Below are 14,174 nucleotides of genomic sequence, written 5' to 3'. Positions count from 1 at the left end.
TTACACCTTGACGAAACGATTAAAATTACTTTTCTATCTGTGCATAGTAACATTTGTTACTAATGTATGTAGTTGCTATGCACAGTATGAAACCGACCTTACAGTTAGTTTAAACGAGTATACCAAAGAATTGGATATTCGTCAAGAGTTCACCTATTACAACAATTCCAATTATAATTTAGGTGTTATTTACTTTAATGACTGGGCTAATGCCTATTCAGATAAAAATACCGGATTAGCAAAAAGGTTTGCTCAAGAATTTAAAAAATCGCTTCACCTTGCAAAAGCAGATGAACGTGGTAAAACTACTATTATCAGTGTTGTTGATGACTCTTATAATGGTCTTGAATGGAGCAGAACCGAAGGCAAAGACATTTTAAAGGTCACTTTAGGTGATGTGCTACCACCCAAAACATCAACTAAAATTTTCATCACCTATAAAGTAAAATTACCACCAAATAAATACACCCGTTACGGTTATGGTAGCAGAGGAGATTATTACTTAAAAGATTGGTATTTAACGCCAGCGGTATACGATGGCAAATGGCATCTGTATTCAAATAAAAATCTGGAGGATCTTTATATGAACGAGACCAATACTATCATTAATTTTAAATACCCTGATAGTTTATACCTTGCCTCTAATTTTGATATTAAAACCGAATCTACCTTCCCAAATGGGCAGTTTGCCCAATTAAAAGGAAACTTGCAGCGCGGTGGGGAAATTATTCTGAACACACAGAAAAATTTCTATACCCACAGAACTCCCTACATGACTTTTTTGACCGACATTAGTGCACCAAGGTACAGTCCAATTGGTCAAGGACTATCCATAAATAAAGTTGCCAATTTTATCCATAATAACTTAGGTGACTATCCGCATGAGAAAATTCTGGTCAGTGAGCTAGACTATAGCAAAGACCCACTTTACGGTATAAACCAACTTCCCTCTTTTATAAGACCCTACAAAGAACAGTTTCAGTTTGAAATGAAATTCTTGAAAACGGCAATCAATAGTATTCTAAGAGAAACCATGTTCCTAAATCCACGTAAAGAACAATGGTTAAATAGCGCTATTGCAAATTATCTAATGATTGCTTACGTTGAGAAATATTACCCAGACCAAAAGTTAATGGGTAAACTTTCTAAAATATGGGGCTTTAGAAGTTTTGAATTGGCAAAAATGGATTTTAACGACCAATATTCCTTTTTGTACAATCTTACTGCTCGTAAAAATTTAGATCAAGCATTACAAACATCTAATGATTCGCTGATAAAATTCAATCAAAAAATAGCTAATAAATATAAGGCTGGTTTAGGATTAGCATATTTGGCGGATTATATTGGGCAAGAGCATGTAGATGAAAGTATTAAGACCTTTTTTGAGTATTACAAGCTTAATAATGTAAAGGTTGATGATTTTGAATCTATTTTAAAACGCTCTACTCAACAAGATATCAATTGGTTTTTTAAAGACTATGTTTCTACAGATCGTAAAATTGATTTTAAAATAAAGAAGGTAAAGAAAGAAACAGATTCTTTACACGTAACCATAAAAAATAAAGAAGGTACCAATGTACCCATTTCAGTTTTTGGACTTAAAAAAGATTCTGTAGTTTCTGAATATTGGTTCAAAGATATTGAGCTAGAAGAAACCTTCTCTATTCCTAATAAAGAGGAAGATAGACTAGTACTTAACTATGACCAAAAAATACCGGAATTTAATCAACGTGACAATTGGAAATCATTAAAAGGATTTTTATCAAGTAACAAAAAATTAAAGTTCACCTTCTTTAAAGATGCTGAGAACCCGTATTACAACCAGGTTTTCTATGTTCCTGTGCTAAGTTTTAATGTTTATGATGGTTGGACTCCTGGTATGCGTTTGTACAACAAAACCTTACTAGAAAGACCATTTGTATATGATTTCTCACCCTCCTATTCATTTAAAGAAAAAGCATTTGTAGGATCTGGAAAATTCAGCTATAGAAAATACTTAAGCAAAAGCGGATTGTATGTAGCTCAATATAATATAGGCGCCGGCACATCGCACTTTAATGAAAACTCTAGATATTCATCTATAACTCCCTCGGTAAGCTTTGGTTTTAGACCAGCAGATTTATTATCGAACAAAAGAGAGTTTTTATCTTTTAGATATGTAAACATTTTTAGAGATTTTGACCCTGCACTTTTAAGTTTGGCGAATGACCCAGAAAATCCAGATTATAGCGTATTCAACGCACGGTATTCTAGCAGAAACAATGGAATTTTAGATTACAACTCTTGGTTTGCAGATTTTCAATTAGGTGGTAATTTCAGTAAATTATCATTTGAATATGAGTATCGAAAATTATTTGAGAACAATAGACAACTGAATTTAAGATTCTTTGCTGGTAAATTTTTAAGTAATAAAACCCAAACAGATTTTTTCAGCTTTGCCTTAGATAGACCTACAGATTACTTATTTGATTACGGCTATTTAGGTAGATCGGAAGATTCTGGTATATATAGCCAACAGATTATTATCGCCGAAGGTGGGTTTAAGTCTTTCCTAGATCAACGCTATAGATTTTCTAATGATTGGATGGCAACCGTAAACGGTAGTTTTAACCTTTGGAAATGGATTGAATTATATGGGGATGCCGGTTTGGTAAAGAATAGAGGTCTAGATGGCAAATTCGTTTATGATTCTGGTGTGCGTTTAAATTTGGTTACAGATTACTTTGAACTGTACCTACCACTTCACTCTAATAATGGTTGGGAAATTTCACAGCCTAACTACGGTGAGAGAATTAGATTTATTATTACCGTTAGTCCAAAAACCCTAACAGGATTATTCACAAGAAAATGGTTTTAAACTAAGAAATTCTAATACCGTCAATAGAAATTTTGGTTTAAATTAAGATATTTTCAAAATAATATCACTTTTGTTGAAAAATATGGAATAAATTAACTGGTTACAGCGTTGCTAAAAAGTACTTGATTAGGTAATTTTGTAAAAACACGTTTAATACATGGATGTTTCTTCTAAAACCAGTAATGATATTTCTTTTGAAGATTTTAAAGAACAAATTATCAATGACTATGAAGTCGCTTTTTTAAGCCGAACTTGTAGCTTATTGGGGAGAAAAGAAGTGCTTACAGGCAAAGCAAAATTTGGCATATTTGGTGATGGAAAAGAGTTACCTCAGTTAGCTATGGCACGTTCATTTAAAAATGGCGATTTTAGAAGCGGTTATTACAGAGACCAAACATTTATGATGGCCTTAGGTCTATTACAGCCCAAGGAATTCTTTCACGCATTGTACGCTACTACAGATATAGAAAAAGAACCTATGAGTGCCGGCAGGCAAATGGGCGGTCACTTTTTAACGCATAGTTTAAATGCGGACGGAAGTTGGAAAGATTTAACTAAACAAAAAAACAGTAGCGGAGACATTTCTTGTACCGCAGGGCAAATGCCACGTCTTTTAGGACTGGCTCAAGCATCTAAAGTTTATAGAAACCAAGAAGGTCTAGACAGTGCTAAATTTTCGGTAAACGGAAATGAAATAGCATGGGGAACTATTGGCAATGCAAGTACTAGTGAAGGCATGTTCTTTGAAACTATAAATGCAGCCGGTGTCTTACAAGTACCTATGGTTATTAGTATTTGGGATGATGAATACGGCATTTCCGTACCAGCTAAATTCCATACAACAAAAGAAAATATTTCAGAGATTCTATCTGGTTTTCAAAGAACTGAAAATGAAAAAGGATATGAAATCTTAAGAGTAAACGGTTGGGACTACACTGCATTAATGCACGCTTATGAAAATGCAGCAGATATTGCCAGACAAGAGCATGTGCCGGTCATTATTCATGTAAATGAATTAACACAACCACAAGGTCATTCTACATCTGGATCACATGAACGTTATAAGGACAATGAACGTTTAGAATGGGAACGTGACCATGATTGTAACAAACGCTTTAAAGAATGGATTTTAGAATCTGGTATTGCCACTTCAGAAGAATTAGCATCCATTGAAAAAAGAATTAAACGCTCTGTCAGAGAAGCTAAAAAAGAAGCTTGGGACGAGTATTTGAAGGATAATCTATCTGACAAGTCAGTTTTATTAAATCTGATCGAAAAAGCTGCTTCTAAGAGTCCGAACAAGAATTTCCTCAATAAATTAAAAAATGATTTAATTGCTACTGAGGAGCCCCTTCGTAAAGATTTGGCTATTTCTGCCAGAAAATCTTTACGCTATTTACTTGGAGAAAATACGCCGGAAAAGCAAGACATTATAAACTGGACAGCAAACTTTTTAGAAGAATCCCAACATAAATATAGTTCTCATCTTTATAGTGAGAATGACAACAAGGCTACAAACGTTACAGGTATTACACCAGAATACAGTGATGATAATGAATTGGTAGATGGTAGAGTTATCCTTAGGGATAATTTTGACAAACTATTTGAAAAATATCCGAATACGTTGATTTTTGGAGAAGATACTGGCGCAATTGGTGATGTAAACCAAGGTCTTGAAGGTATGCAGGAGAAATACGGTAAAATACGTGTCGCAGATACCGGTATTCGTGAAACAACAATTATTGGGCAAGGTATAGGCATGGCATTAAGAGGTCTTAGACCTATTGCTGAAATTCAATATTTAGACTATATCTTTTATGCTTTATCGACCCTTACAGATGATTTAGCGACTTTACTATACAGAACAGCTGGCAAGCAGAAAGCTCCGTTAATCATTAGAACAAGAGGTCACAGACTAGAGGGCATATGGCATTCTGGTTCAGAAATGGGCGGATTGATACATCTTCTTAGAGGTATGTACATTTTGGCACCTAGAAATATGACCCAAGCAGCCGGATTTTACAATACCCTTCTAAAAAGTGATGAACCTGCATTGGTTATAGAAAGCTTAAATGGGTACCGATTAAAAGAAAAGAAGCCAAAAAATCTTGGTGAGTTTTGTACACCTATCGGTAAAGTTGAAACAATTAAGGAGGGTAGCGATATTACTCTAGTTTCTTATGGTTCTACACTACGCATCGTTGAAAAAGCTGCCAAAGAATTGATTGAAGTTGGAATTGATGCAGAAGTTATAGATGCACAAACATTGCTACCATTCGATATTGAAATGGAAGTATTGCAAAGCGTAAAGAAAACAAACCGTTTATTGGTAATTGATGAAGATGTACCTGGTGGATGTTCTGCATATCTGCTTAATGAAATCATAGAAAAACAAGGTGCTTTTCAATATTTAGATAGTACACCACAGACTTTAAGTGCAAAAGCGCATAGACCTGCATATGGTTCTGATGGCGATTATTTCTCAAAACCTAATAGAGAAGATATTTTTGAGAAGGTATATGCAATTATGCATGAAGTTAAACCTAATGATTATCCTAAATTGAGATAGAAAATAATTAAATTTAAGTAAGAAAAATCCCATGAAATATGGGATTTTTTTATACCCTATTATTCCGCCCAAAAAAAATGAATTTATTTAATATTTTCTACTTAATTCTTAACTCACTGAAAACTAAGCAACCTCTATATTTCACTACTACAAAACTAGAACTTACCTATAGTATACTTTAATATATTTCAGAAAAACAAAAAAAAATCTATACTTTTAAAGGAAATAATGCCAAAAATGAAAAACACTTTATTAAAAGATATCGGTTTAGCTTTTTTTAGAATTGCAATTTCAGCAATGATGTTGACACACGGTCTTCCTAAATTTCAAAAATTAATTTCTGGAGATTTTCAATTTGCTGATCCTTTTGGTATTGGAGCAGCCCCTTCTTTATTTTTAGCTGTTATTGGCGAATTCATTTGTCCTATTCTAATTATTATAGGTTTTAAATCGCGTTTGGCTGCAATACCTGCAGCAATTACTATGGCAGTCGCAGCATTTGTAGCCCATGGTGCTGATGATTTTAGTACAAAAGAAAAAGCATTGTTTTACTTAGTAGCTTTTATAACCATTTCCTTAGTAGGACCAGGTAAATTTGGAATAGACAAAAAGTAATTAACCTCAAGCTAAGTCAGCGCGGTTTTGAAATGAAAACCATAGCTCTATTTCTACGCAAATGTAGAAACGCTTGAATTTCAATTATCAACTAATCGTTAAACAATTTTATAAAGTAGTTCTTTTAAAAGGTCTGCCTCTTTCATTGGTGTAGCCCCTACTCCTTTTCCTTTCAAATCCATTTCACGCAAACTAGAGATAATTCCGCTTACTTTCTTCATTGGGTAATTTCTAGCGGCAGTTTGTACCTCTTTTACAAAATAAGGATTTATGCGTAATGCACTCGCCACATTTTTAGGTGAATGATCCGTAAGACCGTGATACTGTAATAACTGTGTAAAGAACGAATGTAATAGCGTAATCGTTAGTATAAACGGATTGTCTTTTGGATTCTGGGCAAAATAATTAATGATTTTGGTCGCCTTCACGATATCTCTATCACCTATAGCTCTTTTCAACTCAAAATTATTATAATCTTTACTTATACCAATATGTTCCTCTATATGCTGAGGATTGATTTCTGTCTGTTTTGGCAGAACCAATTTTAACTTATCTAGCTCTTTACTGATTTTACCTAAATCCGTTCCTAAATATTCTACCAATAGTAGAGCAGCTTTATGAGATATGGTATAACCACGGCTCACCAAATGTTTTCTAAGCCAATCACTTACTTGATTTTCATATAATTTCTTACTTTCAAAAACTACCCCGTTCTTCTTTATAATTTTGTGTAGCTTCTTGCGCTTATCCAGCTTTTTGTATTTATAACAAATAACAAGAACTGTGGATTGTTGCGGGTTTTCTGCATATGAACATAGGTTCTCTATAGTACGGGATAAGTGTTGAGCTTCCTTTACAATGACCACTTGTTTTTCTGCCATCATAGGATAACGTTTGGCATTGCTTACAATATCTTCAATAGATACATCTCTTCCATAAAGCACCATTTGGTTGAATCCCTTTTCTTCTTCGGTCAACACATTGGCACTTATAAAATCGGAAATTTTATCAATAAAATAAGCTTCTTCCCCATAAAGGAAATATATAGGGCTTATCTGCCCTTTCTTTATTGCATTGACTATTTGTACAGCTTCATCCATTCAGAAAAAATCATCAACTTTGTATAATGCAGCCACTAAATTTCCCTAGCTACACTTTCAGGGTCAAAAATAGCGAAAATAGAACCTTGATTTTTGACGTTATACGTAAAAAATTTTTGGTGCTTACTCCAGAAGAATGGGTTCGGCAACATGTAGTTCAGTTTCTTATCCAAGAAAAGAATTATCCAATCAGTCATATTAATGTAGAAAAACAAATTACACTTAACGGATTAAAGAAAAGATATGATGTAGTTGTTTTTAAACCCAACGGTCAACTGCACATACTTGTAGAATGCAAGGCACCAGAGGTTTCTATATCTCAAATGACATTTGATCAAATAGCACAATACAATTTTAAATTGAATGCTACTTACTTAATGGTTACGAACGGACTCTCACATTATTACTGCCAAACAGACCTTATTGCGGAAAAATATGAATTTATGAAGGAAATTCCTGATTTTAGCCGTTAATTTGCGATCGTTTTGAAGATAGCTGTAGTCATATTAAATTGGAATGGTGAAGTGCTTTTAGAAAGGTACCTGCCTTCTGTTATCAATTATTCTCCCGGTGCAGATATATATGTTGCGGATAATGCTTCCACAGACGGCTCCGTTGCATTTGTAAAAGAAAACTACCCAACCGTAAAAATTATTCAAAATTTAGAAAATGGTGGGTTTACAAAAGGATATAATGATGCTTTGGTACATGTAGACGCAGACATCTTTTGTTTATTGAATTCAGATGTAGAAGTTTCACCTAATTGGCTGACCCCTATTAAAGAAACCTTTAACAAGGTACCCGAAGCTGCAATCATACAACCAAAAATTCTAGACTTACTTAAGAAAGATCATTTTGAATATGCGGGTGCAGCTGGCGGATTCATTGATCAGTTGGGCTATCCATTCTGTAGAGGAAGGGTTTTTCAAACCTTAGAGAAAGATGTTGGTCAATATAATGATGTGCGAGAAATATTTTGGGCAACAGGCGCATGCATGTTTATTAAAAAAGAAGTATTTCAAGAGCTAAATGGTTTTGATGAAGACTATTTTGCACACCAAGAAGAAGTAGATTTATGCTGGCGTGCTAAAAACCACGGTTACAAAATATTTTATGTAGGTACCTCTAAAGTATTTCATTTAGGTGGTTCTACATTAAGTAACATGAATCCAAAAAAAACATACCTTAACTTCAGGAATACATTATTTTCGATTACAAAGAATCTTCCTAGAAGAAAAGCTTTCATCATTATATTCTTAAGATTGCTGTTAGATGGTATTGCGGCAATACGATTTCTTTTCCAGTTAAGATTTAAACACTTTTTCGCTATTTTTAGAGCGCATTTAAGCTTTTACAGACAGTTTAGAAAAATGTATAAAAAGAGAGAGAAAACACAATTTCTCAGAAAATACTATGCTACGAAGTCCATTGTATGGTCTTACTTCGTACATAGGATAAGTAATTTTAACATTTTAGTAAAAGATTAACTAACAACACATATAAGTGACTTTGTAATTATATAATTTTGAAGTCGCTTAGATGCGAAAAAAGAGTAAACCACTTAAATAAGTATAATAGAATAGAATTATGAAAAAAGTATTATTAGGATGTCTTGGAGTAACGCTTTTACTTTCATCATGTGTATCTTCAAAGAAGTACGCTGATCTTGAAGCTAAGCACAAAAGTGCACAAGATTTATTGAATTCAGCTACAGTTAAATTAAATGATTGTTTAGAAGAAAAAGCAACAGCTTCATCTAGACTTCAAACTTTAGAAGATCAAAATGCTTTCTTAAAAGCAAACAATCAAGAATTGATTAATAATATGGGTAACTTAACAACTTTGACTACCAAAGGTGCTGAGAACTTGGAGAAATCTTTAGAAAGCTTACAAGAGAAAGATTTAACTATCCGTAAATTAAATGATGCTATTACACGTAGAGATTCTGTAAACCTTTCTTTGGTACAGAGCTTAAAAGGTGTACTTGGTAATATGGACGATGAGGATATAGAAATCAGCGTTGAAAAAGGTGTTGTTTTTGTTTCTATCTCAGATAAATTATTATTTAGCAGTGGAAGTTACAACGTAACTGGTAGAGCTAAAGAAGTTTTAGGTAAAGTTGCCAAAGTAGTAAACAACAAGCCTGATTTTGAATTTATGGTAGAAGGTCATACAGATGACGTACCTTACAGAGGTAACGGTTCTTTATTGGATAACTGGGATTTGAGTGTTAAGCGTGCAACTGCTGTTGTTCGTATCTTACAAAAAGACTTCAATGTAGACCCTAAGCGTATGACTGCTGCAGGTAGAGCTGAATATGTACCGGTTTCTACAACAGAAAAATCTAAGAACAGAAGAACTCGTATCGTTGTTCTTCCAAAAATCGATCAGTTCTATAGCATGATCGAAGAAGGAATGAAAGATCCTGCAATCAACAAATAATTGCTGATTGTCATATAAAATTAAAGCGGCTCAATAGAGCCGCTTTTTTTATGTCTTGGTTTAAAGTATAACTTTTAAATAATATCTAAACTACCCTTTCCTTCACGAATAACTTCTGGTAAACCTCCTGTAGAAACATCTATTATAGTGGATCCTACATTACCACCATAACCACCGTCAATTACAATATCCACAAGGTTGTCCCATTTCTCGTAAATTAATTCGGGATCTGTAGTGTACTCTAAAACATCATCTTCATCACGAATAGAGGTTGAAACAATAGGGTTACCTAATTCTTCAACCAGCGCTTTAACTATGCTATTATCTGGAACACGAATACCAACGGTTTTTTTCTTTTTAAACTCTTTAGGCAGATTATTATTACCGGGTAATATAAAAGTATAAGGACCCGGTAAAGCTCTTTTCAATATTTTAAAGGTAGCAGTATCAATTTGCCGTACATAATCTGACAGATTGCTTAAATCGGTACAAATGAAGGACCAATTGACCTTTGCCAATTTCACCCCTTTAATACGTGCAATTTTTTCCAATGCCTTGGTGTTCGTAATATCACAGCCCAACCCGTAAACCGTATCTGTTGGATAGATAACCAAGCCACCTTTACGCAATACGTCCACTACCCTTTTAATCTCTTTAGGATTGGGATTCTCTTCGTATATTTTGATAAATTCTGCCATTGCCTTTAGGTTTAAAAACCCTACTATTATTAAATATAACTAAACTATCCCAATACCTCTAACTTAGCAAAGCGAAGCAATAGTTTTTTAATATCGCCTTTATCGAACATTATTTCTGCCTTTCTATCATTACCGGCCCCTTCAATTTTCACGACCTTACCACGACCAAAACGAGTATGGTTAATCAATGAACCTTCAGTAAGATTTGGATCGATCTTATTTGTATTACCAACAGGCTCTGATAGCTGAGGCTTTAATTTTCGTAATTTTTTAAGTTGTCCTGTATTTGGTTGACCAACTATTGGCGGTGTGCCCCTTTTTGGTTTTTCTTGACGCAACCTGCTCTTATCTACTTCACCAAAAATATCGGCATTTATAAGAGATTTGTAACGGTACCCACCATCAATTGGTGTAAGGTTCTCCACATATTTCTCGTCTATCTCTTCTAAGAAACGACTAGGTTCTGCGTCTATTAATTTACCCCAACGATATCTATTTTGCGTGTATGTCAAATACGCTTGTTTCTCAGCCCTGGTCAACGCAACATAGAACAACCTACGCTCCTCTTCCAGCTCACTTCGGGTGCTCATACTCATACCAGACGGAAACAAATCTTCTTCCATACCAACAATATACACGTACGGAAATTCTAGTCCCTTTGCCAAGTGAATGGTCATTAATGCAACCCTATCGTCATCACCAGTATCATTATCCAAATCGGTAGCAAGTGCAACATCTTCTAAAAACTCACTAATATTTCCCGTTGCTTCATCAATCTCTTTCTGGCCTTCAACAAAATCCTTAATACCATTTAAAAGTTCCTCAATGTTTTCCATTTTACCAATACCCTCTGGGGTCCCGTCTTTTTTAAATTCTAAAAGAACACCGGTTTTTTTGGCTACATGTTCAGATAATGCAAAGGCATCTACAGTTTCGTTCATGACCTGAAAACTCTTGATCATGGTTACAAAGTCAGTTAACTTACGTTTAGTACCCGAATTAATTTTTAAATCTATACGGTCTATGTTTTCCATTACTTCAAAAATGGAACGGTTGTAATGATTTGCAGCTACAATTAATCTATCTAAAGTAGTACCACCAATTCCCCTAGCAGGAAAGTTTATCACCCTTTTTAAAGCTTCTTCATCTTTAGGATTAATGACCAAACGCAAGTAAGACAACACATCTTTTATCTCTTTACGTTGATAAAATGAGAGTCCGCCATAAATACGATACGGAATATCTCTTTTACGCAAGGCATCTTCCATAGCCCTAGATTGGGAGTTTGTTCTATATAATATACAAAATTGACCATTGGTCATTTGTTGCTGCATTCTATGTTCCCAAATAGAATTTGCTACAAACCTACCTTCTTCAGCATCTGTAGTACTTCTATGAATTTTAATAGAGGGACCATCATCATTATCCGTCCAAACTACTTTTTCAATTTGATTTTGGTTTTTACCGATTACGGAGTTGGCAGCATTTACAATGTTTCGTGTAGAACGGTAGTTCTGCTCTAAACGGTACATCCCTACATTATCGTAATCTTTTTGAAAGTTCAAAATATTACTAATGTTCGCTCCCCTAAATGAATAAATACTCTGTGCATCATCACCTACCACGCATATATTCTGAAAACGATCGGCCAAAGCCTTTACAATCAAATACTGAGAATGATTGGTATCTTGGTACTCATCAACCAAAATATATCTAAATCGATCTTGATATTTTGCCAACACATCTGGGTAGCGTGTTAAAAGCTCATTGGTTCTCAATAGTAAATCATCAAAATCCATTGCACCAGCTTTAAAACAACGATCTACATAATTTTCATAGATATCACCTGTTCTTGGCTTTTTTGCCATGGCATCCTGCTCTACCAAATCTGGATCATTACGGTACGCCTTTACGGTAATTAAGCTATTCTTAAATGACGAAATTCTATTTTGAATCTGCTTGTATTTATAAATATCCTTGTCAAGCCCCATTTCCTTAATGATAGAAGCTAACAAGCGCTGAGAATCTTGCGTGTCATAAATAGTAAAATTGGCAGGATAGCCCAATTTATCACCATCAATTCGCAGTAATTTGGCAAAGACGGAGTGGAAAGTTCCCATCCAAAGATTTTTAGCTTCAGATGCCCCCACAATTTGAGCAATACGTGCTTTCATTTCACGAGCCGCCTTATTGGTAAATGTTAGGGATAAAATATTAAAAGAATCTACACCCTGCGCCATAAGGTGTGCAATTCTATAAGTTAGTACACGAGTTTTACCCGATCCAGCGCCGGCAATTACCATTAAAGGTCCGTCTTTATGCAAAACAGGAGCCTTTTGGGCATCGTTCAATTCATCAATAAATGAGCTCAAATTTTCTTTCTTTTAGTGACGTAAATTTAGCCATAAATGAGGGATAGTAAAAGTGAAGTGATTTAGATTTGTGAACAATGGATGGTATTTCTTTTCATTTTGAATATATTTAAACTTTAATTCCGCATAGAGAATACACCTGTTGATGCATTTTTGTCTTAATGATCAACAAAATATAGAGAACAAACTAACATTAAATACTGATTATGAGAAAACTAGGCTTATTGGCTCTCGTTCTTTTCGGTTTTACCGTTCAGGCACAAGGTCCAAATCTTGAAAAAGACTACAAAGCTATTGAAAGCAAAGTAGTTGATTGGAGAAGAGAAATTCATCAGAATCCTGAATTGGGGAACCGTGAATTTAAGACAGCGGAAAAAATTGCAAAGCATTTAAAGTCTTTGGGAATTGAGGTAGAAACCGGCGTTGCACACACTGGTGTTGTTGGTCTACTAAAAGGTGATTTGCCTGGTAAAGTGGTAGCACTTAGAGCAGACATTGATGCCTTACCTGTAACAGAAAGAAATGATTTACCATATAAATCTAATGTAACTTCAGAATTTATGGGTGAAAAAGTAGGTGTTATGCATGCTTGTGGACATGATACGCATACTGCTATTTTAATGGGTGTTGCAGAAGTAATGTCTAAAAACAAGGACAAAATTAAAGGAACCGTTAAGTTTATCTTTCAACCAGCAGAAGAAGGACCACCACCAGGAGAAGAAGGTGGTGCACTTTTAATGGTTAAGGAAGGTGTTATGACCAATCCTAAGGTAGATGCCATTTTTGGTCTACATATTAACTCACAAACTCCTGTTGGCACAATCCGTTACAAACCAGGTGGAACTATGGCCGCAGCACAACAATTTGTAATTAACGTCAAAGGAAAACAATCTCATGGTTCTCAACCTTGGGCCGGTGTAGATCCAATTTTAATAAGCGCTAAGATTATTGATGGTTTACAATCAATAATTAGTAGAGAAACAGATCTCACCAATGAAGCTGCAGTAATAACTGTTGGTAAGATCAAAAGTGGTGTTCGTTTTAATATTATTCCAGAATCTGCAGAGATGATCGGTACTATTAGGACATTAGATTATGAAATGAAAGACAAGTTAAATGCACGTATGGTAGAAATGGTAAGTGATATTGCCAAAGCTTATGGCGGTGAAGCTACATGTGTAATTACCGATGCTACAGATATAACCTATAACAATCCTGAATTAGTGGAACAGATGTTACCAACTATTAAAAGAGTGGCGGGTGATGAAAATGTTCAATTTCAAAAAGCGGTAACAGGTGCTGAAGATTTCTCTTATTTTCAAAGAGAAGCGCCAGGATTTTTCTTTTTCTTAGGAGGAATGACTCCAGGTACAACAGAATCTTTTCCACACCACACACCAGACTTTTTAATTGATGATAGCGGATTACTTTTAGGAGTTCGCACGTTGACAGAGATGAGTTTAGATTACCTAAATAGCGACCAAACACCGCTTTTAGATATAAAACCAAAAGGATAATTTT

General features: G+C 34.7%; 10 protein-coding genes. 7 read left to right on the top strand and 3 right to left on the bottom strand.

Translation table 11 applies throughout. The features are described 5' to 3' along the window. Positions 1–7 precede the first annotated feature (7 nt). The 3 genes from UH1x_RS17550 to UH1x_RS17540 all read left to right on the top strand — a co-directional run bounded on the left by UH1x_RS17550 (position 8) and on the right by UH1x_RS17540 (position 6,041). Entirely contained in the window at positions 8–2,857 is a 2,850-nt protein-coding gene (locus UH1x_RS17550) for a M1 family aminopeptidase (RefSeq protein ID WP_482623258.1), read from the top strand. Positions 2,858–3,014: 157 nt separating this feature from the next. Then, on the top strand, positions 3,015–5,426 hold the full coding sequence (locus tag UH1x_RS17545; RefSeq protein WP_482623257.1) for an alpha-ketoacid dehydrogenase subunit alpha/beta: 2,412 nt from the start codon (positions 3,015–3,017) through the stop codon (positions 5,424–5,426). A gap of 237 nt (positions 5,427–5,663) precedes the next feature. Then, positions 5,664–6,041 (top strand): DoxX family protein, encoded by a 378-nt coding sequence (locus UH1x_RS17540; RefSeq protein WP_482623256.1) that lies wholly within the window; start codon positions 5,664–5,666, stop codon positions 6,039–6,041. 98 nt (positions 6,042–6,139) lie between these two features. Here the strand turns inward: UH1x_RS17540 and holA are convergent, their stop codons facing one another. After that, positions 6,140–7,141: a DNA polymerase III subunit delta gene (holA, locus tag UH1x_RS17535; RefSeq protein WP_482623255.1), complete on the bottom strand. Its 1,002-nt coding sequence runs from the start codon at positions 7,139–7,141 to the stop codon at positions 6,140–6,142. Between the two features lie 26 nt (positions 7,142–7,167). On the opposite strand from holA, the gene UH1x_RS17530 reads away from it, so the two are divergent. The 3 genes from UH1x_RS17530 to UH1x_RS17520 all read left to right on the top strand — a co-directional run bounded on the left by UH1x_RS17530 (position 7,168) and on the right by UH1x_RS17520 (position 9,583). After that, positions 7,168–7,614 carry a type I restriction enzyme HsdR N-terminal domain-containing protein gene (locus UH1x_RS17530; protein ID WP_482623254.1) on the top strand — a complete coding sequence of 149 codons (447 nt, stop codon included), beginning with the start codon at positions 7,168–7,170 and terminating at the stop codon, positions 7,612–7,614. 12 nt (positions 7,615–7,626) lie between these two features. Then, the gene (locus UH1x_RS17525) at positions 7,627–8,628 is read left to right on the top strand and encodes a glycosyltransferase family 2 protein (protein ID WP_482623253.1); all 1,002 of its coding nucleotides are present in this window, start codon (positions 7,627–7,629) and stop codon (positions 8,626–8,628) included. Between the two features lie 100 nt (positions 8,629–8,728). After that, positions 8,729–9,583, top strand: a complete 855-nt coding sequence (locus UH1x_RS17520; protein ID WP_482623252.1) for an OmpA/MotB family protein — start codon at positions 8,729–8,731, stop codon at positions 9,581–9,583. A gap of 74 nt (positions 9,584–9,657) precedes the next feature. Here UH1x_RS17520 and UH1x_RS17515 read toward each other — a convergent pair whose 3' ends face one another. Together UH1x_RS17515 and UH1x_RS17510 are read right to left on the bottom strand one after the other, a co-directional pair. Continuing rightward, positions 9,658–10,281: an L-threonylcarbamoyladenylate synthase gene (locus tag UH1x_RS17515; protein WP_482623251.1), complete on the bottom strand. Its 624-nt coding sequence runs from the start codon at positions 10,279–10,281 to the stop codon at positions 9,658–9,660. Positions 10,282–10,325: 44 nt separating this feature from the next. Continuing rightward, positions 10,326–12,653 (bottom strand): ATP-dependent helicase, encoded by a 2,328-nt coding sequence (locus tag UH1x_RS17510; protein WP_482623250.1) that lies wholly within the window; start codon positions 12,651–12,653, stop codon positions 10,326–10,328. A 206-nt stretch (positions 12,654–12,859) separates the two neighbouring features. Here UH1x_RS17510 and UH1x_RS17505 point away from each other — a divergent pair, with 206 nt between their 5' ends. Continuing rightward, positions 12,860–14,170 (top strand): amidohydrolase, encoded by a 1,311-nt coding sequence (locus tag UH1x_RS17505; RefSeq protein ID WP_405415364.1) that lies wholly within the window; start codon positions 12,860–12,862, stop codon positions 14,168–14,170. The last annotated feature ends 4 nt before the right edge of the window (positions 14,171–14,174 follow it).

Source organism: Maribacter sp. UH1 (assembly GCF_056839145.1).
This window is presented reverse-complemented; position numbering and strand designations above follow the sequence as displayed.

Coding starts and splice junctions, on each gene's coding strand:
- UH1x_RS17515 (WP_482623251.1), bottom strand. CDS start 10,281: ATGGCAGAATTTATCAAAATATACGAAGAGAATCCCAATCCTAAAGAG.
- UH1x_RS17505 (WP_405415364.1), top strand. CDS start 12,860: ATGAGAAAACTAGGCTTATTGGCTCTCGTTCTTTTCGGTTTTACCGTT.
- UH1x_RS17520 (WP_482623252.1), top strand. CDS start 8,729: ATGAAAAAAGTATTATTAGGATGTCTTGGAGTAACGCTTTTACTTTCA.
- holA (WP_482623255.1), bottom strand. CDS start 7,141: ATGGATGAAGCTGTACAAATAGTCAATGCAATAAAGAAAGGGCAGATA.
- UH1x_RS17540 (WP_482623256.1), top strand. CDS start 5,664: ATGAAAAACACTTTATTAAAAGATATCGGTTTAGCTTTTTTTAGAATT.
- UH1x_RS17530 (WP_482623254.1), top strand. CDS start 7,168: ATGCAGCCACTAAATTTCCCTAGCTACACTTTCAGGGTCAAAAATAGC.
- UH1x_RS17545 (WP_482623257.1), top strand. CDS start 3,015: ATGGATGTTTCTTCTAAAACCAGTAATGATATTTCTTTTGAAGATTTT.